Annotated in this window: 20 protein-coding genes and 1 pseudogene; 14 read left to right on the top strand and 7 right to left on the bottom strand. The window is 59.6% G+C overall.

Features of this window, described 5'->3' with window-relative positions; genetic code table 11:
- Window positions 1-111 precede the first annotated feature (111 nt).
- Complete coding sequence (locus AC1DRN_RS06915; RefSeq protein ID WP_223459901.1) at window positions 112-1,344, bottom strand: transporter associated domain-containing protein; 1,233 nt, start codon at window positions 1,342-1,344, stop codon at window positions 112-114.
- Between the two features lie 12 nt (window positions 1,345-1,356).
- Window positions 1,357-2,169: a cytochrome C assembly family protein gene (locus AC1DRN_RS06910; protein WP_223459904.1), complete on the bottom strand. Its 813-nt coding sequence runs from the start codon at window positions 2,167-2,169 to the stop codon at window positions 1,357-1,359.
- Between the two features lie 210 nt (window positions 2,170-2,379).
- Here AC1DRN_RS06910 and ffh point away from each other — a divergent pair, with 210 nt between their 5' ends.
- The 11 genes from ffh (at window position 2,380) to AC1DRN_RS06855 (ending at window position 12,768) form a co-directional block, all read left to right on the top strand.
- Entirely contained in the window at window positions 2,380-3,756 is a 1,377-nt protein-coding gene (gene ffh / locus AC1DRN_RS06905) for a signal recognition particle protein (protein WP_056726162.1), read from the top strand.
- A gap of 250 nt (window positions 3,757-4,006) precedes the next feature.
- Entirely contained in the window at window positions 4,007-4,258 is a 252-nt protein-coding gene (gene rpsP / locus AC1DRN_RS06900; protein WP_007972721.1) for a 30S ribosomal protein S16, read from the top strand.
- A gap of 5 nt (window positions 4,259-4,263) precedes the next feature.
- Window positions 4,264-4,800 (top strand): ribosome maturation factor RimM, encoded by a 537-nt coding sequence (gene rimM / locus AC1DRN_RS06895; RefSeq protein WP_150754524.1) that lies wholly within the window; start codon window positions 4,264-4,266, stop codon window positions 4,798-4,800.
- 1 nt (window position 4,801) lies between these two features.
- Window positions 4,802-5,554: a tRNA (guanosine(37)-N1)-methyltransferase TrmD gene (gene trmD / locus AC1DRN_RS06890; RefSeq protein ID WP_149419047.1), complete on the top strand. Its 753-nt coding sequence runs from the start codon at window positions 4,802-4,804 to the stop codon at window positions 5,552-5,554.
- Window positions 5,555-5,599: 45 nt separating this feature from the next.
- Window positions 5,600-5,950, top strand: coding sequence for a 50S ribosomal protein L19 (rplS, locus tag AC1DRN_RS06885; RefSeq protein ID WP_003175895.1), 351 nt, complete (start codon window positions 5,600-5,602; stop codon window positions 5,948-5,950).
- Window positions 5,951-6,049: 99 nt separating this feature from the next.
- On the top strand, window positions 6,050-6,946 hold the full coding sequence (xerD, locus tag AC1DRN_RS06880) for a site-specific tyrosine recombinase XerD (protein ID WP_223459906.1): 897 nt from the start codon (window positions 6,050-6,052) through the stop codon (window positions 6,944-6,946).
- 255 nt (window positions 6,947-7,201) lie between these two features.
- Window positions 7,202-7,933: a bifunctional protein-disulfide isomerase/oxidoreductase DsbC gene (dsbC, locus tag AC1DRN_RS06875; protein ID WP_007971283.1), complete on the top strand. Its 732-nt coding sequence runs from the start codon at window positions 7,202-7,204 to the stop codon at window positions 7,931-7,933.
- A gap of 131 nt (window positions 7,934-8,064) precedes the next feature.
- On the top strand, window positions 8,065-9,369 hold the full coding sequence (locus AC1DRN_RS06870; RefSeq protein WP_150672390.1) for a homoserine dehydrogenase: 1,305 nt from the start codon (window positions 8,065-8,067) through the stop codon (window positions 9,367-9,369).
- Between the two features lie 66 nt (window positions 9,370-9,435).
- Complete coding sequence (thrC, locus tag AC1DRN_RS06865; protein ID WP_223459908.1) at window positions 9,436-10,845, top strand: threonine synthase; 1,410 nt, start codon at window positions 9,436-9,438, stop codon at window positions 10,843-10,845.
- Between the two features lie 119 nt (window positions 10,846-10,964).
- Window positions 10,965-12,320, top strand: coding sequence for a transporter substrate-binding domain-containing protein (locus AC1DRN_RS06860; RefSeq protein ID WP_223459910.1), 1,356 nt, complete (start codon window positions 10,965-10,967; stop codon window positions 12,318-12,320).
- A gap of 160 nt (window positions 12,321-12,480) precedes the next feature.
- Window positions 12,481-12,768 carry a DUF3509 domain-containing protein gene (locus AC1DRN_RS06855; protein WP_223459912.1) on the top strand — a complete coding sequence of 96 codons (288 nt, stop codon included), beginning with the start codon at window positions 12,481-12,483 and terminating at the stop codon, window positions 12,766-12,768.
- 169 nt (window positions 12,769-12,937) lie between these two features.
- On the opposite strand, the pseudogene AC1DRN_RS06850 reads toward AC1DRN_RS06855, so the two are convergent.
- Window positions 12,938-13,132 (bottom strand): annotated as a pseudogene (locus AC1DRN_RS06850) (TIGR02285 family protein); the annotation flags it as partial.
- Between the two features lie 4 nt (window positions 13,133-13,136).
- Entirely contained in the window at window positions 13,137-14,336 is a 1,200-nt protein-coding gene (locus AC1DRN_RS06845; protein WP_223459914.1) for a CaiB/BaiF CoA transferase family protein, read from the bottom strand.
- A gap of 147 nt (window positions 14,337-14,483) precedes the next feature.
- Here AC1DRN_RS06845 and AC1DRN_RS06840 point away from each other — a divergent pair, with 147 nt between their 5' ends.
- The 3 genes from AC1DRN_RS06840 to AC1DRN_RS06830 all read left to right on the top strand — a co-directional run bounded on the left by AC1DRN_RS06840 (window position 14,484) and on the right by AC1DRN_RS06830 (window position 18,185).
- Window positions 14,484-15,026, top strand: coding sequence for a YaeQ family protein (locus AC1DRN_RS06840; protein ID WP_223459916.1), 543 nt, complete (start codon window positions 14,484-14,486; stop codon window positions 15,024-15,026).
- Window positions 15,027-15,092: 66 nt separating this feature from the next.
- Entirely contained in the window at window positions 15,093-16,802 is a 1,710-nt protein-coding gene (recJ, locus tag AC1DRN_RS06835; RefSeq protein WP_223459918.1) for a single-stranded-DNA-specific exonuclease RecJ, read from the top strand.
- Window positions 16,803-17,078: 276 nt separating this feature from the next.
- Window positions 17,079-18,185 (top strand): NADH:flavin oxidoreductase/NADH oxidase, encoded by a 1,107-nt coding sequence (locus AC1DRN_RS06830; protein WP_223459920.1) that lies wholly within the window; start codon window positions 17,079-17,081, stop codon window positions 18,183-18,185.
- A gap of 67 nt (window positions 18,186-18,252) precedes the next feature.
- On the opposite strand, the gene glpD is transcribed toward AC1DRN_RS06830, so the two are convergent.
- The 3 genes from glpD to glpK all read right to left on the bottom strand — a co-directional run bounded on the left by glpD (window position 18,253) and on the right by glpK (window position 22,347).
- A complete protein-coding gene (gene glpD / locus AC1DRN_RS06825) occupies window positions 18,253-19,791 on the bottom strand; it encodes a glycerol-3-phosphate dehydrogenase (protein ID WP_223459923.1) in 1,539 nt (512 codons plus the stop codon).
- Between the two features lie 199 nt (window positions 19,792-19,990).
- The gene (locus AC1DRN_RS06820; protein ID WP_007971301.1) at window positions 19,991-20,746 is read right to left on the bottom strand and encodes a DeoR/GlpR family transcriptional regulator; all 756 of its coding nucleotides are present in this window, start codon (window positions 20,744-20,746) and stop codon (window positions 19,991-19,993) included.
- A 95-nt stretch (window positions 20,747-20,841) separates the two neighbouring features.
- The gene (gene glpK / locus AC1DRN_RS06815) at window positions 20,842-22,347 is read right to left on the bottom strand and encodes a glycerol kinase GlpK (RefSeq protein WP_223459925.1); all 1,506 of its coding nucleotides are present in this window, start codon (window positions 22,345-22,347) and stop codon (window positions 20,842-20,844) included.
- Between the last annotated feature and the right edge of the window lie 58 nt (window positions 22,348-22,405).

Raw genomic sequence — 22,405 nt, 5'->3', positions numbered from 1 at the left:
AGTGCGGGGTAAGCACGGGGCCGGCGAGGCTTGGGTAAGCGCTTCGATTATAGAAAGGTGGCTAACGATCGAACAAGAGGCTTGAGTCGCCACGGAAAGCTGCGTTGACCTTTAGATAACCACAGGCATCGAGCTGGTCTGCCAGATCAGCACCCGCGTGACACGATTGTCCTCGGTCTCGAGAATTTCCAGGCGGTAGCGGCCGATCTTCAGGCACACCGCGCTTTCGGGAATGGTTTCCAGGGCCTCGGTGACCAAGCCGTTCAGGGTTTTCGGGCCATCGCTGGGCAGGTGCCAGCCGAGGCTCTTGTTCAGCTCGCGAATGGAGGCGGCACCGTCGATCACCAGGCGTCCGTCGGCTTGCGGATGAATGTGCGGATTGTCCACGCTGTGCTGGCTTTCGAACTCACCGACGATTTCTTCGAGAATGTCTTCCAGGGTGACAATGCCCAGCACTTCGCCGTATTCGTCGACCACCATGCCCAGGCGCCGCTGCTGCTTATGGAAATTGAGCAGTTGCAACTGCAACGGGGTACTTTCCGGCACGAAGTACGGCTCGTGACTGGCCGCCAGCAACGCTTCCCGGGTCAGGCTCGCATCGGGCAGCAAGTGCAGGATGTGTCGGGTGTTGAGGACGGCTTCGACCTGGTTGATATCACTGTGGAACACCGGCAGGCGAGTACGTCTGTTGTGGCGCAATTGCTCGATGATTTCTTCGATGGGGTCATCGAGATTGATGCCGTCCACGTCGCTGCGCGGTACCAGGATGTCATTGACGGTAATGTTGTCCAGCGCGTGGATGCCTGGCAGCGGGTGAGGGCGGCTTACGGTTTCGGAGGGCGCATGCCGCTCCTTCAGCGTTTCGTCGTCACTCTGCTGTACTACTTTGGCTTTACGGGCGAACGGTCGCATCAGCAATTGACTGATGCTGTTGAGCAACCATGCCGCGGGATAGATGATTTTCAGCGGCACGCGCAACAGATTGTTGCCCTGGGCCAGGATCGCATCCGGATAGCGGGTGGCGAGCGCTCGGGGCAAATAGTCGGAAAACACCAGCAAAATGGCGCCCGCCCCAAGGCAAGCGACCCACGGGCCGTTCTCGGCCCAGGTAAAAATTGCCAGCAAGGTGCTGATGACTACCACGAGTGCACGGCAGAGGGTGTTGCAAAAAATCAGGCTGGCCAAGGGGAAGCTGAGTTTCGCCACCGGTTTGTCGCTGGAACGCGTTGCGGTGCGCTGGGCCAGTAAATGCTGGTGCGCCGCTTCGATGGCGGTAAACAGTCCCGACCATAAAATCAGCAGGGTCACTACCGCGAGCATCGGCCCTATGGGCAAGTCGTCCATTAATGCCGCCCGTCAGATATGCAGGATGTATTCACGAACCAGTTTGCTGCCGAAATACGCCAGCATCAGCAGGCAAAAACCGGCCAGGGTCCAGCGAATCGCTTTGTGCCCGCGCCAGCCGAGGCGATTGCGTCCCCACAGCAGCACGCTGAAAACGACCCAGGCCAGGCAGGCCAGCAGGGTTTTGTGCACCAGATGCTGGGCGAACAGGTTTTCGACGAACAGCCAGCCGGAAATCAGCGACAGCGACAACAGCGTCCAGCCGGCCCAGAGGAAACCGAACAGCAGGCTTTCCATGGTTTGCAGTGGCGGGAAGTTCTTGATCAGCCCGGATGGGTGCTTGTGCTTGAGCTGATGGTCTTGAACCAGCAGCAGCAAGGCCTGGAACACCGCGATAGTGAACATGCCGTAGGCCAGAATCGAAAGCAGGATGTGGGCGAGGATGCCCGGCTCCTCATCGATGACCTGTACCGTGCCGGCGGGAGCAAAATGCGCCAGCATCACGGTAAGGGCGCCAAGCGGGAACAGCAGGACCAGCAGGTTCTCCACAGGAATCCGCGAGCAGGCCAGCAGGGTCAATGCGATGACCGCTACGGCAATCAGGCTGGCGGCACTGAAGAAGTCCAGGGCCAGGCCGCCCGGGGTCAGCAGGTGGGTGAGCAGGCTGGCGCTGTGGGCCAATACGGCGAGCACGCCGAGCATGACCAGCAGGCGTTTGTTGACCTTGGCGCCGGAAGCCAGGCGAGTGCCCTGATATATGGTCGCAGCGGCATACAAGCAGGCGGCGGCGAGGGTAGTAAGCAAGCTGGGTGACAAGGGGAGCATAAATCCTGTTAGGCAAGCCCGAAAGTCGCTGAGTTTGGCATAGAACCCCTGCCACACGAAAGACCGCGCAAGCCGACAGCGAGGTGTCCGCCAGCCACAGTCTTCGCTATAATCCGCGACCTGCCCACGCCGCAGGCTCGCCGAGCACACGTTTAGTCCGGTCCGGGCCGCCATTATCCCGGTCTACACAGGGCCTGAAAGGATCGCGCAATGTTTGAAAACTTAACCGACCGTCTCTCGCAGACGCTGCGCCATGTCACCGGCAAGGCCAAGCTGACTGAAGACAACATCAAAGACACCCTGCGCGAAGTGCGCATGGCGTTGCTCGAAGCCGACGTCGCCCTGCCGGTGGTCAAGGACTTCGTCAATTCGGTCAAGGAACGTGCCGTAGGCACCGAGGTGTCGCGCAGCCTGACGCCGGGCCAGGCCTTCGTGAAGATCGTCCAGGCCGAACTTGAAAGCCTGATGGGCGCGGCCAACGAAGATTTGAACCTGAGCGCCGTGCCGCCAGCGGTCATCCTGATGGCCGGTTTGCAGGGCGCCGGTAAAACCACTACCGCCGGCAAACTCGCGCGCTTCCTTAAAGAGCGCAAGAAGAAGTCGGTCATGGTCGTGTCCGCCGACGTTTACCGTCCCGCGGCGATCAAGCAGCTGGAAATGCTCGCCGGTGAAGTCGGCGTTACCTTCTTCCCGTCCGACCTGAGCCAGAAGCCGGTCGAGATCGCGCAAGCGGCTATTAAGGAAGCAAAGCTAAAATTCATCGACGTGGTCATCGTCGATACCGCCGGTCGCCTGCACATCGATGAAGAGATGATGGGCGAGATCAAGGCACTGCATGCCGCGATCAACCCGGTCGAAACCTTGTTCGTGGTCGACGCCATGACCGGCCAGGACGCCGCCAACACGGCCAAGGCCTTCGGCGATGCATTGCCGCTGACCGGTGTGATCCTGACCAAGGTCGACGGCGACGCCCGTGGCGGTGCCGCGCTGTCGGTGCGTGCCATCACCGGCAAGCCGATCAAGTTCATCGGTATGGGCGAGAAGAGCGAAGCGCTCGATCCGTTCCATCCTGAACGTATCGCCTCGCGCATCCTCGGCATGGGCGACGTGCTCAGCCTGATCGAGCAGGCGGAGGCGACGCTCGACAAGGACAAAGCCGACAAGCTTGCTAAAAAGTTGAAGAAGGGCAAGGGCTTCGACCTCGAAGACTTCCGCGATCAGCTGCAACAGATGAAAAACATGGGCGGCCTCGGCGGGCTCATGGACAAGCTGCCGAACATGGGTGGCGTGAACCTGGCGCAAATGGGCAACGCCCAGGGCGCGGCAGAAAAGCAATTCAAGCAGATGGAAGCCATCATCAACTCCATGACCCCGGCCGAGCGCCGCGACCCTGAGATGATCAGCGGTTCGCGCAAGCGTCGGATCGCCATGGGTTCCGGCACCCAGGTGCAGGACATCGGCCGCTTGATCAAGCAGCACAAGCAGATGCAGAAGATGATGAAGAAATTCTCCGCGAAAGGCGGAATGGCCAAGATGATGCGCGGCATGGGCGGAATGTTGCCCGGCGGCGGTATGCCGAAAATGTAAAGAATCCGCGCCGGCCATCAGGTCGGCGCTGCCCCACACGGACGTGGGATACACAGCAAACCCGCACTTGGCGGGAGCTGATCGGCCGTTTTCAACGACGGCTCTATAGCAAATCTGCATGGCGGCCGATAGACCGCCGGAAAAAGTCATTTGCAAAAGTCCGGATATTCCTTAGAATATGCGGCCTTTCGGGCACCCATGCCCGCTGTGCCTTTAGATTTGCAGCACCGACTACAGGAACGATGTTCACATGCTAACAATCCGTCTTGCCCTTGGCGGCTCCAAAAAGCGCCCGTTTTACCACTTGACCGTAACCGACAGCCGCAACCCGCGCGACGGTTCGCACAAGGAACAGGTTGGCTACTTCAACCCTGTTGCCCGTGGTCAGGAAGTTCGTCTGTCCGTGAACCAAGAGCGCGTAGCCTACTGGCTGAGCGTTGGTGCACAACCTTCTGAGCGCGTTGCTCAGTTGTTGAAGGAATCTGCTAAGGCTGCGGCCTGAGCAATATGAACGCGACGCCAGCCATTGCTGATGATTTGATCGTTATCGGCAAGATTTATTCTGTTCACGGCGTTCGCGGCGAAGTGAAGGTGTACTCCTTTACTGATCCGATTAAAAACCTGCTGGACTACAAAACCTGGACGCTCAAGCGTGACGGTAATGTAAAGCAGGTAGAGCTGGTCAGCGGACGCGGGAACGACAAATTCCTGGTCGCAAAGCTCAAGGGTCTCGATGATCGCGAAGAAGCTCGTCTTCTGGCCGGTTATGAGATCTGCGTGCCGCGCAACCTGTTCCCTGAACTGACCGACGGCGAGTACTACTGGTACCAGCTGGAAGGTCTCAAGGTCATCGACACTCTCGGGCAACTGTTCGGGAAAATCGATCACCTGCTGGAGACCGGCTCGAACGATGTCATGGTGGTCAAGCCTTGCGCTGGCAGCCTGGATGATCGCGAACGCCTGTTGCCCTATACGGAGCAATGCGTGTTGGCCATCGACCTGGCAGCAGGCGAGATGAAGGTGGATTGGGACGCGGATTTCTAACGTGGCTAACTTGCGCGTAGAAGTGATCAGTCTGTTTCCCGAGATGTTTTCCGCCATCAGCGATTACGGCATCACCAGTCGGGCGGTGAAACAGGGGCTCTTGCAGCTCACCTGTTGGAATCCGCGAGACTACACGACGGATCGACATCACACTGTGGACGATCGCCCGTTTGGCGGTGGTCCGGGCATGGTGATGAAGATCAAGCCCCTGGAAGATGCTCTGGTTCAGGCCAAGGCAGCAGCCGGGGAGGCGGCGAAGGTAATTTACCTGTCCCCCCAAGGCCGTCAACTGACTCAGTCGGCGGTACGCGAGTTGGCGAATCTGGATGCATTGATCCTGATTGCCGGCCGCTATGAAGGCATTGACGAGCGTTTTATTGATGCTCATGTCGATGAAGAGTGGTCGATTGGCGACTATGTACTGTCTGGCGGCGAGCTGCCGGCGATGGTCCTGATCGATGCGGTTACACGACTGCTGCCTGGAGCTTTAGGGCATGCGGACTCCGCCGAGGAAGATTCCTTTACGGATGGTTTGCTGGATTGCCCGCACTACACCCGACCGGAGGTGTATGCGGATCAGCGTGTTCCCGACGTATTGCTAAGTGGCAATCACGCGCACATCCGGCGTTGGCGTTTACAGCAGTCCCTTGGTCGGACCTTTGAACGACGCGCCGATCTTCTGGAAAGCCGCTCGCTTTCTGGAGAAGAGAAGAAGCTGCTCGAGGAATACATCCGCGAGCGGGACGATAGTTAACAACGTATCGATGGTAGATCCGACGATTTACCTTAGGAGCACAGCATGACTAACAAAATCATCCTTGCACTCGAAGCAGAGCAGATGACCAAAGAGATCCCTACCTTTGCCCCGGGCGACACCATTGTCGTTCAGGTGAAAGTGAAGGAAGGCGACCGTTCGCGTCTGCAAGCGTTCGAAGGTGTTGTTATCGCCAAGCGTAACCGCGGCGTAAACAGTGCATTCACCGTTCGTAAAATCTCCAACGGTGTTGGCGTAGAGCGTACTTTCCAGACCTACTCCCCGCAAATCGACAGCATGGCTGTCAAGCGTCGCGGTGACGTACGTAAAGCCAAGCTGTACTACCTGCGCGACCTGTCGGGTAAAGCAGCTCGCATCAAGGAAAAACTGGCTTAAGTCCAGCTTCCGATGCAAAAAAAAGCAGCCTGCGGGCTGCTTTTTTGTTGTCTGCGATTTATCTTCCCTGGCCGTATTGCCGGTCTTGCCTGAGCCTTTATGCCTGCCATTGATCATCCCCTGATTGACCAGTTTCTCGACGCTCTTTGGCTGGAGAAAGGTCTCTCCGAAAACACTCGAGACGCCTATCGCAGTGACCTCGCGCTGTTCAACGGTTGGTTGCAGGAGAATGGGCTGGAGTTGATCAACGCCGGGCGCGAGTTGATCCTTGATCATCTGGCCTGGCGTCTGGAGCAAAACTACAAGCCCCGTTCCACTGCTCGATTTCTCTCGGGTGTGCGTGGCTTTTATCGCTACTTGCTACGGGAAAAGTTGATTACAGTCGATCCGACGTTACGCGTCGATATGCCGCAACTTGGCAGGCCGTTGCCAAAATCCTTGTCGGAAGCAGACGTGGAAGCGCTGCTGAAGGCGCCGGATCTGAGTGAAGCCATCGGTCAGCGCGACCGCGCCATGCTCGAAGTGCTTTACGCTTGCGGCTTGCGGGTGACCGAGCTGATCAGCCTCACCCTGGAACAGGTCAATTTGCGCCAGGGCGTGTTGCGGGTGATGGGTAAGGGCAGCAAGGAGCGACTGGTGCCAATGGGTGAGGAGGCGATTGTCTGGGTCGAGCGCTACATGCGTGATGCGCGCAGTGAACTGCTGGGCGGGCGTCCCAGCGATGTGTTGTTTCCCAGTCAGCGTGGCGAGCAGATGACCCGCCAGACCTTCTGGCACCGGATCAAGCATCAGGCCAAGGTGGCGGGGATCGGCAAGTCACTGTCGCCACACACCTTGCGTCATGCCTTCGCCACGCACCTGCTCAACCACGGTGCAGACCTGCGGGTGGTGCAGATGCTGCTGGGGCACAGTGATCTGTCGACCACGCAGATATACACCCATGTTGCCCGTGCACGGTTGCAGGATCTGCATGCCAAACACCATCCGCGGGGGTAACCGAAAAACCTGTGGGAGCGAGCTTGCTCGCGATAGCGGCCGGACAGTCGATACATGTTTTGGATGTGATGCCGTCATCGCGAGCAAGCTCGCTCCCACAGGGGGTTGTGGTGATCACAATGTCTTGCATCAGGTGCATTCGGCCATGCGAACCTTATGTGATAGGCTGGGCCAGTTTGCACGATGGGCGGTTATGACCCGGTGTTTCGGCACGGGCGTTCTGATCGTCCCATATGTTCGCCTTCAGGAGTTCTCATGCGTCTGACCCAGATTTTCGCCGCCGCAGCCATTGCGTTGGTCAGCACCTTTGCCGTCGCCGATGACGCGGCCGACAAGGCCATTCGTAAAAGCCTGGAAAACCTCCAGCTCGAAGTGCCGGTAGAGACCATCACCGCCAGCCCGTTGCCCGGCCTGTACGAAGTCAAGCTCAAAGGCAGCCGCGTGCTGTATGCCAGTGCCGACGGCCAGTACGTGGTTCAGGGCTACCTGTTCGATCTCAAGGACGGCAAGCCGGTCAACCTGACCGAGAAGACCGAACGCCTGGGCATCTCCAAGCTGATCAACGATATTCCTGTTGCCGAAACCGTTGTCTACCCGGCCATTGGCGAAACCAAGTCGCACATCACCGTATTCACCGACACCACCTGCCCGTACTGCCACAAGCTGCACGCCGAAGTGCCCGAGCTGAACAAGCGCGGCATCGAAGTGCGTTACGTGGCGTTCCCGCGTCAGGGCCTTGGTTCGCCGGGTGACGAGCAGCTGCAAGCGGTGTGGTGCTCGAAAGACAAGAAAGCGGCCATGGACAAAATGGTCGACGGCAAGGAAATCAAGGCCGCCAAGTGCGATAACCCGGTTTCCAAACAGTTCGCACTCGGCCAGTCGATTGGCGTGAACGGCACACCGGCCATCGTTTTGGCCGACGGTCAGGTCATTCCGGGCTACCAGCCTGCGCCACAAGTCGCCAAACTGGCGCTGGGCGCGAAGTAATTCGCATCGTCACGGCAAGCCTTGACGATCATGGTCCGGCAGCGACATCGCCGGGCCATCAATAGAGAGCCGCGAGTATGCGGTTGTTTTCACGGCCGGCCTCGAGTCGGCCGTTTTATGGGGAGTTCACAGTGAAACCGGTCAAAGTAGGCATCTGTGGGTTAGGAACCGTCGGTGGCGGTACCTTCAACGTACTTCAGCGCAACGCCGAGGAAATTGCTCGTCGTGCCGGGCGTGGGATCGAAGTGGCACAAATTGCCATGCGCACGCCAAAGCCTCAGTTCCAAACGACCGGTATTGCGATTACCAACGATGTCTTCGAAGTGGCCACGAACCCTGAGATCGACATCGTTATAGAGCTGATGGGCGGCTACACCGTTGCCCGCGAGCTGGTACTCAAGGCCATCGAGAATGGCAAGCATGTGGTCACCGCGAACAAGGCGCTTATCGCCGTTCACGGTAATGAAATTTTCGCCAAGGCCCGCGAGAAGGGCGTGATCGTTGCGTTCGAAGCAGCGGTGGCCGGTGGCATCCCGGTAATCAAGGCGATCCGCGAAGGCCTGTCCGCCAACCGTATCAACTGGGTAGCCGGGATCATCAATGGCACCGGCAACTTCATCCTGACGGAAATGCGCGAGAAGGGTCGCACCTTCGAAGACGTATTGGCCGAAGCCCAGGCACTGGGTTACGCCGAAGCCGATCCGACCTTCGACGTCGAGGGTATCGACGCCGCTCACAAGCTGACGATCCTGGCGTCCATTGCGTTCGGTATCCCGCTGCAATTCGACAAGGCCTACACCGAAGGCATCACCAGGCTGACCACCGCCGACGTCAACTACGCCGAAGCGCTGGGCTACCGCATCAAGCACCTGGGCGTGGCGCGCAGCACCGCGGCCGGTATCGAACTGCGCGTGCACCCGACGCTGATCCCGGCCGATCGCCTGATCGCCAACGTCAACGGCGTGATGAATGCGGTGATGGTCAACGGCGATGCTGCCGGTTCGACCCTGTTCTACGGCGCTGGCGCCGGAATGGAACCGACCGCTTCGTCGGTGATCGCCGACCTGGTGGACGTGGTTCGCGCCATGACTTCCGACCCGGAAAACCGCGTACCGCACCTGGCGTTCCAGCCGGATTCGCTGTCGGCTCACCCGATCCTGCCGATCGAAGCCTGCGAAAGCGCCTACTACCTGCGTATTCAGGCCAAGGACCATCCGGGCGTACTGGCTCAGGTCGCGAGCATCCTCTCGGAGCGCGGCATCAACATCGAGTCGATCATGCAGAAGGAAGCCGAGGAGCACGACGGCCTGGTGCCGATGATCCTGCTGACCCACCGTGTGCTGGAACAGCGCATCAACGATGCCATCGCTGCTTTGGAAGCCCTGGCGGGTGTGGTCGGTCCGGTTGTACGGATCCGCGTCGAGCACCTGAACTAAGCCGATATCGTTGACCGGGCTCGCTTGCGGGCCCGGCACTACGAACACTGTCCATTGGAGTCAGTCATGCGTTACATCAGTACCCGCGGCCAGGCACCGGCCCTGAATTTCGAAGACGTCCTGCTGGCAGGCCTTGCCACCGACGGCGGTCTGTACGTCCCGGAAAACCTGCCACGTTTCACCCAGGAAGAAATCGCTTCGTGGGCCGGCCTGCCGTATCACGAGCTGGCTTTTCGGGTGATGCGCCCGTTCGTCACCGGCAGCATCCCGGATGCCGATTTCAAGAAAATCCTTGAAGAAACCTACGGTGTGTTCGCCCACAGCGCCGTTGCGCCGCTACGTCAGCTGAACGGCAACGAATGGGTGCTGGAGCTGTTCCACGGCCCGACCCTGGCGTTCAAGGACTTCGCCCTGCAATTGCTCGGTCGTTTGCTCGACTACGTGCTGGAAAAACGCGGCGAGCGCGTGGTGATCGTCGGCGCCACCTCCGGTGACACCGGCTCGGCCGCCATCGAAGGCTGCAAGCACTGCGAAAACGTCGACATCTTCATCCTGCACCCGCACAACCGTGTGTCCGAAGTGCAGCGTCGGCAGATGACCACCATCTTCGGTGAGAACATCCACAACATCGCCATCGAAGGCAACTTCGATGACTGCCAGGAAATGGTCAAGGCGAGCTTCGCCGACCAGGGCTTCCTCAAGGGCACTCGCCTGGTCGCCGTGAACTCGATCAACTGGGCGCGGATCATGGCCCAGATCGTTTACTACTTCCATGCGGCCCTGCAACTGGGCGGCCCGGCGCGTTCGGTGGCGTTCTCGGTGCCGACTGGCAACTTCGGCGACATCTTCGCCGGTTACCTGGCGCGCAACATGGGGCTGCCGATCAACCAGTTGATCGTCGCCACCAACCGCAACGATATCCTGCACCGCTTCATGAGCGGCAACCAGTACGTCAAGGAAACCCTGCACGCCACGCTGTCGCCGTCCATGGACATCATGGTGTCGTCGAACTTCGAACGCCTGCTGTTCGACCTGCACGGTCGCAACGGCGCGGCCATCGCCGGGCTGATGGATTCGTTCAAGCAGGGCGGCGGTTTCAGCGTCGAGCAAGAGCGCTGGACCGAAGCCCGCAAGTTGTTCGACTCGCTGGCCGTGGATGACGCGCAAACCTGCGAAACCATTGCTGAAGTCTACGAGCAGACCGGTGAAGTGCTGGATCCGCACACTGCCATCGGCGTGAAAGCTGCGCGGGAATGCCGTCGCAGCCTGGACATTCCAATGGTGATCCTGGGCACTGCCCACCCGGTCAAATTCCCGGACGCCGTGGAAAAAGCCGGCGTAGGAAAAGCACTCGAACTGCCTGCACATCTTTCTGATTTGTTTGAACGAGACGAACGTTGCACCGTATTGCCAAATGACCTGAAGGCCGTGCAGGCCTTTGTCAGTCAGCATGGCAACCGCGGCAAGCCGCTGTAACCGGTCAGCGCTGTAACATTTTGAAGCCCGTCTCCTGACGGGCTTTTTCATTTCTGCATGCACACTTGTCGTGTCATCGCCGTGAAAGGACAGGCGAATGGATCACCAAGGACATGGGAATGCTGTTTACAAGTGTGTTCAAGCCAGTCGCGCGCTGGCTGTTTTTATTCGGCATGCTGGGAATCGCCGAATGGGGAGGGGCGAGCTCTGCATCGCTTCAGGATCGTGGGAAGTCTGACGCACGCTCAATGGTCGTGCTGGATGAACAGGAGTTGCAGTGGATGGCCAGCCATCCACGGGTCGTGGTCACGGCACTGGAATATCCGTTATACCTGTTCAAGGATGAACATGGCCAATGGACGGGCTTGAACAGTGACCTGCTCAAGCGCATCAGTGACATGACGGGGTTGCAGTTCGTTTACGAACAGTCTTTTTCCACCGATCAGATGCTGGCCCATCTGGAAAGCGGCGCGGCGAATTTGAGTACGACCCTGGCGATGAATGACGAACGCAAGGTATTTCTCGATTTCAGCCATGCGTTCGGCGGTGCCGGATGGGTCTTTGTCGGGCAGGCTGGGGCTCCGCCGGTGCAGTCGCTGGAGGATATGGCGAAGCGGGTACTGGTGCTGCCGACCCGGCATGCACTGGAAACGGTGATCCGTCGTGATTATCCGTCCATCGAATTGCGTTCGGTCAAAACCTACACAGAAGCCCGTGCCTGGGTTGAAAGCGACGAAGCCTACGTCACCATCGAAAATGAAATCGGCGCCCAGCATTTTCCGTCGGGTCGGCTGCAGATCGGGGCTGTGGTGCCGGGCAAATGGGATGCGGATTATCTGACGTTGCGCAAAGGTCAGCCGCAGTTGCTGAGTATCCTCAACAAGGCGCTTGAGGCGTTTCCTGCGCAGGAGCTGCGCGACCTTCGCCTGAAGTGGTTCGGCGGCGCTACCGTGCCACAGCCGCCTGGCCTCTGGCAGCGGATTGACCAGTGGGTCTGCTGGGGCATGCTTGTGCTCAGCCTGTTCGGCCTGTTGTCCCTGCTCTGGAATCGGCGGTTGGCGGTGGTGGTCAGGCAACGGGTCGAGGCCCAAAGCAGCCTGCGCGATCAGCTCGCCTTCCAGCATGCCCTGATGGATGCCATGCCTGACCCGATGTTTGTCCGTGATCTTCAAGGGCGTTTGATCATGTGCAACAAGAGTTATGAGGACGCCTTGTCGACGCGTTTTGACCGGATGCAGGGGCGACAGTTGATCGAGGTCGATGTCATGCCCAGACAAACCGCGGAACTGCTGCACGCCGAGTTTCTGGCGCAGTTGAGTACACGCAGGACGCGCTTCTTCGAGCGTCAATTGATGTTCAAGGACGGTGTCAGGGATATCTACCAGTGGACGGTGCCGTTTTACACGGCCGATGGCCAGCTACGAGGATTGTTGGGGGGCTGGGCCGATATCGCCCGGCGTACCCGACAGACGTGATGGTTGCGTTTTTTCTCTGTCATGTTCGCCGTGCATGCTCACTTGACTGAGCGGCAGGTTCACCTGCAGTCAGTATCCAGAACTTTCTTCTCGGGCCAGCGGTCATCTGTTGTAGGCATGCCCCAGGCACGTTGTTTCGGACTATTGAGGGGTGATAGGGATGGAAAGTATCAGTCTGTTGCTGGGTGAGGCGATGAGCCCGTATCAGGTCACATTGACCTCGTCAGGCATTCGTGGCGAATGCCGGGTAACCCTGAAGAATGCTATCGGCGCGACCGTGGTCGAGCGCGAGTTCAATCAGCTCCAGTTGAATGACAAACGCCTGCTGACGGATGTGGTCGACGGTTTGCATCGCGACGTGCTGATCGCTGAAGGACGCCTTGAGCCTTGTGTCATCGCGGCATTGCGTAATGCGGCGCAGGACAAGCTGCTGGCCAGCCGCAATTGAAGGGATTTTTGTGGGAACCTTCCCGCGCCCAGGTCAGTCAGACTTTGTAACAGCAGGATCAAGCATTGTGCTCCGGTGCTTGTAGCTTGCTGCTACTGGTCTCCAGGCAGACCACGTTTAACCCCGGGTCGTCTCCCCACTTCCCGGGGTTTCTTTTGCCCGGGATTTGTCAGGGTTGCACCAGGTTGTCGAAAAACGCCTTGGTGTCTTTCAGGTAATCGCTGCGGCTCTCAGGATCCAGCCAGGCGGCGTAGGCCTCATCAAGGCGTTCGCGGGGAAGGGTGCGCAGCACCTGGTTGATCTCGACAATGGCCTGCCGGCCCTTTGGCGTGTCGGTGCAGCCGATATAACCGGACAGGTATTGCAGTTCAGATGGCACCGTCTTTGCGCAACTCTGCGATCTGCGTCGCGTCATAGCCAAGTTCCTGGAGTACCTGTGCGTTGTGCTCACCCAGTTGTGGCCCGACCCATTCACATTCTCCGGGTGTCTCTGAAAGTTTCGGCACAATGCCCGGCATCTTGAAGTCTTTGCCGTCCGGCAGCTTGGCCTGCAGGAACATTTCCCGTGCCAGGTATTGAGGATCATTGAACATGTCTTCGGCGCTGAAGATCCGACTGACCGGCACCTCGGCCTGATTGAGTCGCGCCAGCACCGTGTCCAGCGGCAACGAGTTGACCCAGCGATCGATGACGCCATAAATCTCGTCGCGTCGGGCATCGCGGCCATCGTTGCTGGCAAGCAGAGGATCGTTGGCCAGGTCTTCCCGGTCAATGATCAGCATGAAACGTTTGAAAATCGCGTCGCCATTGGCGCCGATCTGCACGTGCTTGCCATCGGCGCTGGTGTGGATCGAGGACGGGGTGATGCCCGGCATGATGTTGCCCGTGCGTTCGCGAATGAAGCCGAACACATCGAACTCCGGGACCATGCTTTCCATCATCGCGAAGATGGCTTCGTACAGCGCCACGTCCACCACTTGCCCCTGGCCACCGTTGACCTCGCGATGACGCAGGGCCATCAGTGCGCCGATCACGCCCCAGAGCGCGGCAATCGAGTCGCCGATGGAAATGCCGGTGCGCACCGGTGGCCGGTCTTCGAAGCCGGTGATGTAGCGCAGGCCCCCCATGGATTCACCAACTGCGCCAAAGCCGGGCTGATCTTTCATCGGGCCGGTCTGGCCGAAACCCGACAGCCGCACCATGACCAGTTTCGGGTTCAAGGTGTGCAGGACGTCCCAGCCCAGGCCGAGTTTCTCCAGGACGCCGGGACGAAAGTTTTCGATCAGAATGTCTGCTTCACCCAGCAGCTGTTTCAGGATCGCCTGACCGTCAGGGTGCTTGAGATTGAGGGTCAGGGACTTTTTATTGCGGGCCTGGACGAACCACCACAACGAAGTGCCTTCATACAACTTGCGCCATTTGCGCAATGGATCACCGCCGTCCGGGGACTCGACCTTGATCACATCGGCACCGAATTCAGCGCAAATGCGCGAAGCAAACGGGCCGGCAATCAAGGTACCCAATTCGATGACTTTCAGACCGGAAAGCGGTTTGGCGGTGAGCGGCATGCGGGATCCTGCAGGACAAAGGATGAGCGAATACAGCGTTTTAACATAGCCGACGGTCAGGCGCTTCAGGTTGATCACCTTCAATTCGTGGATTGCCTTGCGCATCGGTTAGACTTGCCGCCTTTCCTCGTATCAAGAAGCCCGTTCATGGCCCAGCCGTCCACGACCTACAAGTTTGAACTGAACCTCACCGACCTTGACCGCAGCGTCTACGAGAGCGTGAAGCAGACCATCGCCCGTCACCCTTCGGAAACCGAAGAGCGCATGACCGTGCGCCTGCTGGCCTACGCCCTCTGGTACAACGAGCAACTGTCTTTTGGCCGTGGTCTGTCGGAAGTGGATGAACCGGCCTTGTGGGAAAAAAGTCTGGATGACCGCGTCCTGCACTGGATCGAAGTCGGCCAGCCCGATGCCGAGCGCCTGACCTGGTGCTCGCGCCGCACCGAGCGCACCAGCCTGCTGGCCTATGGCAGCCTGCGCGTCTGGGAAACCAAAGTGATCCCGGCGATCAAAAATCTGAAAAACGTACATATCGCGGCTGTTCCGCAGGAAGTCCTGGAAACCCTGGCCAAAGACATGCCGCGCGTTATCAAGTGGGACGTGATGATCAGCGAAGGAACGATTTTCGTCACCGACGACCGTGGTCAGCACGAAGTCCAGTTGCAGTGGCTGGCCGGTGAGCGCGGCTGATTATTCGCCATTGCACCGCGTCACCCGGTTTTATCCTACGTATCGAAGAGAAGCATCATTCACCCCATGCGCATCGAACCTCGCCTGCTGCCCGACACCCTGCCATTCCTCGGTGATATTCCGCCGCTGCTGACCCGCCTGTACGCGGCGCGGGGTGTGCAATCCGAGGCAGAACTGGACAAGAGCCTGGCGCGGTTGATTCCGTTCCAGCAGCTCAAGGGCATCGATGCTGCCGTGGATCTGCTGGTGACGGCACTCGAACAGCGCCAGCGCATTCTGATCGTCGGCGACTTCGATGCCGACGGCGCGACGGCCAGCACCGTGGGCACCCTGGGTCTGCGTCTGTTGGGGGCGGCACATGTCGATTACCTGGTGCCCAACCGATTCGACTACGGCTACGGCCTGACACCGGAAATCGTCGCGGTGGCGCTTGAGCGTCAGCCGCATTTGCTGATTACCGTCGACAATGGCATCTCCAGCGTCGAAGGCGTGGCCGCGGCGAAAAAGGTCGGGCTCAAGGTGCTCGTCACCGACCACCACTTGCCCGGCGACGAACTGCCCTTCGCCGATGCGATCGTGAATCCGAACCAGTCTGGTTGCGAGTTTCCGAGCAAGGCACTGGCCGGTGTCGGGGTGATTTTCTATGTGCTGATGGCCTTGCGTGCGCGGTTGCGCGAGCTCGGCTGGTACACAAGCAAGCCGCAGCCGAACATCGGCGAACTGCTCGATCTGGTGGCCTTGGGCAGCGTGGCCGACGTGGTGCCGCTGGATGCCAACAACCGGATTCTGGTGCATCAGGGCCTCGAGCGGATTCGTGCCGGACGTGCCCGGCCGGGGATCAAGGCGATCCTCGAAGTGGCCAAGCGCGATCATGCGCGCATCACCTCCACCGATCTGGGTTTCATTGTCGGCCCGCGCCTGAACGCGGCGGGACGGCTGGATGACATGAGCCTGGGTATTGAGTGCCTGCTGACCGAAGACGCAGGTCTGGCCCGTGAGATGGCTGCTCAATTGGACGGCATGAACCAGGATCGCAAATCCATCGAGCAAGGCATGCAGCGTGAAGCGCTGGCGCAGCTCAAGGATCTGCCGGTGGAGTCGATGCCGTTCGGCTTGTGCCTGTTCGATCCCGAGTGGCATCAGGGCGTCATAGGTATTCTCGCGTCACGGATGAAAGAGCGCTATTTCCGCCCGACCATCGCCTTTGCCGATGCCGGAGATGGCCTGCTCAAGGGCTCGGGGCGTTCGGTCCAGGGCTTTCATATCCGCGACGCCTTGAGCGTGGTGGCGGCGCAGCACCCGAATCTGATCACCAAGTATGGCGGCCACGCGATGGCGGCCGGCCTGACGCTGCCGGAAGCGAATTTTCCCTTGTTCGCCGAAGCCTTTGACGCTGAAGTGCGCCGGCAATTGCGCGAAGAGGACCTGACTGGCCGGCTGCTGTCGGACGGCACCCTGGCGGTGGAAGAGTTTCACCTGGAGCTGGCCCGAGCCCTGCGGCATGCCGGCCCGTGGGGGCAGCACTTTCCGGAACCGTTGTTTCATGGGGTGTTCCAGTTGGTCGAGCAGCGCGTCGTTGGCGAACGGCACCTTAAAGTCGTGCTGAAAAGTGAATGTGGTTCGGTGAAACTCGACGGCATTGCCTTTGGGATCGACCGCGACATCTGGCCAAATCCGACCATCAAGTGGGTGGAACTGGCCTACAAGCTCGACCTCAACGAGTTTCGTGGCAACGAGACGGTCCAGCTGATGATTGCCCACATCGAACCGCGTTGAACCGACACCTGTAGGAGCGAGCTCGCGATGGGCGTGAACGATGGCGCTGGGGACCTGATACCCCGCGGTGTCCTGTCGTCCATCGCGAGCGAGCTCGCTCCTACAAAGGGGCGACATCCCTCGATGTCGACTAGGCTCTAAACACTGCTTGATTTTGGCCTTGTGACGTCTTGTCGAATTTTTTGCCCGCGGGGGCGGGTGCTGTACCTTTTTCCTGTCACTCGTCGACTATTCAAACAGAACCTGGAGCCTGCCCACTGATTCGAGAGGTGCCCCATGAGTCTGCTGCTTGAACCCTTTACCCTTCGCCAATTGACCCTGCCCAACCGCATCGCGGTATCGCCGATGTGCCAGTACTCCAGCGCCGAAGGCCTGGCCAATGACTGGCACCTGGTCCACCTCGGCAGCCGCGCTGTCGGCGGGGCCGGGCTAGTGTTTACCGAAGCCACGGCGGTCACCGCCGACGGGCGCATCACGGCCGAGGACCTCGGTCTGTGGAATGACGAACAGATCGAACCCCTGCAACGCATCACCCGCTTCATCACCGCCCAGGGCGCCGTTGCCGGCATTCAACTGGCCCATGCCGGGCGCAAGGCCAGCACCTACCGGCCGTGGCTCGGCAAGCATGGCAGCGTCAAGCCCGATGAGGGCGGCTGGGTGCCGGTCGGCCCTTCACCGATTGCGTTCGACCCACAGCACACCCAACCCAGACAACTCGATGACGGCGAGATCGCCAAGGTGATCCAGGCCTTTGTCGATGCGGCAAAGCGCTCACTGACGGCCGGTTTCAAGGTGGTCGAAGTGCATGCGGCCCATGGTTACCTGCTGCATCAGTTCCTGTCGCCGTTGAGCAACCAGCGTCGTGATCAATATGGCGGTTCGTTCGAAAATCGCATTCGGCTGGTGCTGCAGGTCACCGAAGCGGTGCGCGCGGTGTGGCCTGAGGAGTTGCCGGTGTTTGTCAGGGTCTCGGCCACCGACTGGGTGGAAGACGGCTGGAACCCTGATGAAACCGTGGAACTGGCACGCCGCCTCAAAGCCCTGGGGGTCGACCTGATCGACGTCTCGTCGGGCGGGACGGCGGTGAATGCCGAAATTCCCACAGGCCCTGGTTACCAGACCCGCTTCGCCGAACGTGTGCGCAAGGAGTCGGGCATGGCCACCGGCACGGTTGGCATGATCACCGAGCCGGCACAGGCCGAGCACATCCTGCGCACCTGTCAGGCGGACATCATCTTCCTGGCCCGTGAGTTGTTGCGTGACCCCTACTGGGCGTTGCATGCAGATGACGATCTGGGCGGGCACAAGGCCGTGTGGCCGGCGCAGTATCAGCGGGCGACTCACCGTGAGCAGCCGATTCACGAATCGGATTTGCGTGACTGAAATCCATCGATACGAAAAAGCCCCTGAATCGCGAGATTCAGGGGCTTTTGTTTATGCCGGTGACCGATCAGGCCGCTTCGATCTTGCTGCGGTTCTGTTCGACCTTGTTCAGGTAGTCCTTGAGCTTTTCCTGCTCGGCCACCGTCGTGAACAAGCCGAGCTTGCTGCGACGCCAGAGGATGTCGTGGGCGCTGGTTGCCCATTCTTCGCTGCACAGATAGTCGACTTCACGGGTGTAGAGACCGCCGCCGATGTGCTCGCCCATATCGCTGAGGTCCTGTACGCCTTCGAGCATGCGCCAGGTGCGGCTGCCGTAGGAGGTGGCCCAGCGGCGCGCGATCTCGCTCGGTAGCCAGTCGAATTGGTCGCGGATACGCGAGCTCAAGGCTTGCGGGGTGGTCATGCCTTCACCGCCCGGCAGCGTGGCGCTGGCGGTCCAGCTTGGCTGGATGTGCTTGAAGTAAGGTGCCAGTTGCGCCAGCGCCGACTCGGCCAGCTTGCGATAAGTAGTGAGCTTGCCACCGAACACCGACAGCAACGGAGCCTCTTCGCCAGTGCCAGACAGCGCCAGGGTGTAATCGCGGGTCACGGCCGACGGGTTGTCGGATTCGTCGTTGCACAGAGGCCGCACACCGGAATAGCTGTGCAGGATGTCGTCGCGGCTGATTTGTTTTTTGAAATGGGCATTGACCACGTTCAACAGGTAATCGGTTTCGCCATCGGTAATTGCCACTTTCGCCGGATCGCCGGTGTACTCGCGATCGGTGGTGCCGATCAGGGTGAAGTGATTCAGGTACGGAATGGTGAACACGATGCGCTGATCTTCGTTTTGCAGGATGTGCGCGTGTTCGCCTTCGTACAGTTTCGGCACGATCAGGTGGCTGCCCTGGATCAGGCGGATGCCGTAAGGCGACTCCATTTTCAAGTCATCACGAATGAACTTGGCGACCCATGGCCCGGCCGCATTGACCAACGCCTTGGCGCGGATCGAAAACAGGCTGCCATCGGCGCGTTCCAGATGCAGGTGCCACAAACCCTTGGTACGGCGCGCGCTGACACAGCGGGTCTGGGTGTGGACGTGGGCGCCTTTTTCCCGGGCGGCCATGGCGTTCAACACCACCAGGCGCGCGTCGTCGACCCAGCAATCGGAGTATTCGAAGCCCTTGGTGATCTCGTTTTTGAGCGCGCTGTCGGGGCCGAACTTCAGGCTTTTCGAACCTTGCAGTTGCTCGCGCTTGCCCAGGTTGTCATAGAGGAACAGACCGGCGCGAATCATCCACGCCGGGCGCAGGTGCGGGCGGTGCGGCAACACGAAACGCATTTGCTTGACGATGTGCGGAGCCTTGGCCAGCAGTACTTCACGTTCGGCCAAGGCTTCACGCACCAGGCGGAATTCGTAATGTTCGAGGTAGCGCAGGCCACCGTGAATCAGCTTGCTGCTGGCCGACGAGGTATGGCTGGCCAGGTCATCCTTTTCGCAAAGGAACACCGAGAGACCGCGACCGGCGGCATCCGCGGCAATTCCCACGCCATTGATCCCGCCACCGATGACGGCGATATCGTAGACCTCGGCGAGAGGGGGCGTAGGCAAGGTGGAATTGGGCATCGGCTCGGCCTCGGAATTCTTTATGTTCTGTATTTGAATTCGAACATTAATGTTCATTTTCGAAAATACTAGCCCATAAAGACCCGTACGGCCAGTCAGCTTCGATTGAAAATACTCATCGAGGGGCCGTTAAAGGAAAATTTACGAACATTTTGTTGTGCATTGGCGTCAATACAGACGCCGAAGAAGGAGGGTGGGCTTAAACGACTTCCAGCCGAACCTTGTGCTGGTTCAACAGTTGCGCCAGCGCCGGGGAAGGCTGCTGATCGGTGACCAGGCAATCGACCAGGCTGATCGGTCCCAGGCGAATCATGGCGTTGCGCCCGAACTTGCTGGAGTCGGCCGCGAGGATCACTTGTCGGGCATTGGCGATAATCGCCTGGGATACCCGCACTTCCTGATAATCGAAGTCCAGCAGGCTGCCGTCCTCATCGATACCACTGATGCCGACCAGGGCGAAATCGACCTTGAACTGGTTGATGAAGTCGACACTTGCCTGACCGACCACRCCGCCGTCACGCCGTACATTGCCACCGGTCAGCAGCACGTCGAAGTCGTCCTTGGCGCTGAGCATCGATGCCACATGCAGGTTGTTGGTGATGATTTTCAGGTGACTGTGGTTGAGCAGTGCCCGGGCAATGGATTCGGTGGTCGTGCCGATGTTGATGAACAACGAGGCATGGTCGGGAATCTGTGCGGCAATGGCTTCGCCGATACGCTGTTTTTCATCGCGCATCTGATCGGCGCGCATGGCATAGGCAGTGTTTTCGACACTGGAGTCGTAAGCCGCGCCGCCATGGTAGCGACGCAACAAATTGGCTTCCGCGAGCTGATTGATGTCGCGGCGAATGGTCTGCGGGGTAACTACGAACAGAGTGGCCATTTCCTCGATGCTGACATAGCCGCGTTCGCGGACCAGTTCGAGGATTTGCTGCTGACGGGGAGGCAGATTCATGGGGCGTCCTTTGGGCTGCCGTGCAAAATTTGCCCATGATGCCGCAGGAATCTGCTCCCGACCAGTTACATACAGATACGGGGGCTGAAGTTCGCTTATTCAGCCTCGTCTTCAGCCGCCCAGTCGCGGGTGCGACTGACCGCTTTTTTCCACCCGGCGTAGAGTTTTTCCTTCGCCTTTTCATCCAGCGTCGGATCGAACTTGCGCTCGATCACTGCCTTGCCGCGCAACTCTTCCAGGCTACCCCAGAAGCCACAGGCCAGGCCTGCCAGGTAAGCCGCACCCAGTGCCGTGGTTTCGCGCATTTGCGGACGCTCGACCTGTGTGCCGAGGATGTCGGCCTGGAACTGCATGAGGAAGTTGTTGGCCACCGCGCCGCCATCCACACGCAGGGCCTTGAGGCGTTCGCCGGAGTCCTGTTGCATGGCGTCGAGCACGTCTCGGGTCTGGTAGGCAATCGACTCCAGTGCGGCACGAATGATGTGATCCACGCGTACGCCGCGGGTCAGGCCGAACAATGCGCCACGGGCGTACGGATCCCAGTAGGGAGCGCCAAGACCGGTGAAGGCCGGCACCAGGTACACGCCGTTGCTGTCCTTGACCTTGTTGGCGAAGTATTCGGTGTCGTGGGCGTCGTTGATGATCTTCAGTTCGTCACGCAGCCATTGCACGGTGGAGCCGCCGTTGAACACCGCACCTTCCAGGGCATAGGCCACTTCGCCACGCGGGCCGCAGGCGATGGTGGTCAGCATGCCGTGTTGGGATTTCACGGCTTTGTCGCCAGTGTTCATCAGCAAGAAGCAACCAGTGCCGTAGGTGTTTTTCGCCTGGCCTGGCTCGACACACATCTGGCCGAACAGAGCGGCTTGCTGGTCACCGGCAATGCCGCCGATGGCGATGCCGCTTTTGGTGTGGCCGTAGATCTCGGACGACGATTTGACTTGCGGGAGCATCTCACGCGGGATGTCGAGGACTTCCAGCATCTTCGCGTCCCACTCCAGGGTGTGGATGTTGAAGAGCATGGTACGCGAAGCATTGGTGTAGTCGGTGACATGCACCTTGCCGCCGGTAAACTTCCAGATCAACCAGCTGTCGACGGTGCCGAACAGCAGCTCACCGTTGCGCGCGCGTTCGCGGCTGCCTTCGACGTTGTCGAGGATCCACTTGAGCTTGGTGCCGGAGAAATACGGGTCGGTGACCAGGCCTGTGGTGTCGCTGATGTATTGCTCGTGGCCATCGCGTTTGAGTTGCTGGCAGATCTCGGTGCTGCGTCGGCACTGCCAGACGATGGCGTTGTAGATCGGGCGGCCGGTGTTCTTGTCCCAGACCACGGTGGTTTCGCGCTGGTTGGTGATGCCGATGGCCGCCACCTGGTCGTGGTGCAGGCCGGCTTGTGCCAGGGCCTCGACCATCACTGCGCTCTGGGTGGCGAAGATTTCCATCGGATCGTGTTCGACCCAGCCTGCTTGCGGGTAGTGCTGAGCGAACTCCCGTTGGGCGGTGCAGACCACGTTCGCGTCGCGGTCGAAAATGATCGCGCGGGAGCTGGTCGTACCCTGATCGAGGGCAATGATGTAGTTCTTATTCTGTGTGTCGGTCATGTCGATTGCCTTGGACGAAATAAGGGAGTGAGGTCTGGCGCGTGATCAAAGGGCAGGG

Source organism: Pseudomonas sp. P5_B3 (genome assembly GCF_056400405.1).
Note: the sequence above shows the minus strand (reverse complement) of the source record. Positions and strands in the feature narration are given on the sequence as shown.

Coding starts and splice junctions, on each gene's coding strand:
- AC1DRN_RS06915 (WP_223459901.1), bottom strand. CDS start 1,344: ATGGACGACTTGCCCATAGGGCCGATGCTCGCGGTAGTGACCCTGCTG.
- AC1DRN_RS06910 (WP_223459904.1), bottom strand. CDS start 2,169: ATGCTCCCCTTGTCACCCAGCTTGCTTACTACCCTCGCCGCCGCCTGC.
- ffh (WP_056726162.1), top strand. CDS start 2,380: ATGTTTGAAAACTTAACCGACCGTCTCTCGCAGACGCTGCGCCATGTC.
- rpsP (WP_007972721.1), top strand. CDS start 4,007: ATGCTAACAATCCGTCTTGCCCTTGGCGGCTCCAAAAAGCGCCCGTTT.
- rimM (WP_150754524.1), top strand. CDS start 4,264: ATGAACGCGACGCCAGCCATTGCTGATGATTTGATCGTTATCGGCAAG.
- rplS (WP_003175895.1), top strand. CDS start 5,600: ATGACTAACAAAATCATCCTTGCACTCGAAGCAGAGCAGATGACCAAA.
- xerD (WP_223459906.1), top strand. CDS start 6,050: ATGCCTGCCATTGATCATCCCCTGATTGACCAGTTTCTCGACGCTCTT.
- dsbC (WP_007971283.1), top strand. CDS start 7,202: ATGCGTCTGACCCAGATTTTCGCCGCCGCAGCCATTGCGTTGGTCAGC.
- thrC (WP_223459908.1), top strand. CDS start 9,436: ATGCGTTACATCAGTACCCGCGGCCAGGCACCGGCCCTGAATTTCGAA.
- AC1DRN_RS06860 (WP_223459910.1), top strand. CDS start 10,965: ATGCTGTTTACAAGTGTGTTCAAGCCAGTCGCGCGCTGGCTGTTTTTA.
- AC1DRN_RS06855 (WP_223459912.1), top strand. CDS start 12,481: ATGGAAAGTATCAGTCTGTTGCTGGGTGAGGCGATGAGCCCGTATCAG.
- AC1DRN_RS06845 (WP_223459914.1), bottom strand. CDS start 14,336: ATGCCGCTCACCGCCAAACCGCTTTCCGGTCTGAAAGTCATCGAATTG.
- AC1DRN_RS06840 (WP_223459916.1), top strand. CDS start 14,484: ATGGCCCAGCCGTCCACGACCTACAAGTTTGAACTGAACCTCACCGAC.
- recJ (WP_223459918.1), top strand. CDS start 15,093: ATGCGCATCGAACCTCGCCTGCTGCCCGACACCCTGCCATTCCTCGGT.
- AC1DRN_RS06830 (WP_223459920.1), top strand. CDS start 17,079: ATGAGTCTGCTGCTTGAACCCTTTACCCTTCGCCAATTGACCCTGCCC.
- glpD (WP_223459923.1), bottom strand. CDS start 19,791: ATGCCCAATTCCACCTTGCCTACGCCCCCTCTCGCCGAGGTCTACGAT.
- glpK (WP_223459925.1), bottom strand. CDS start 22,347: ATGACCGACACACAGAATAAGAACTACATCATTGCCCTCGATCAGGGT.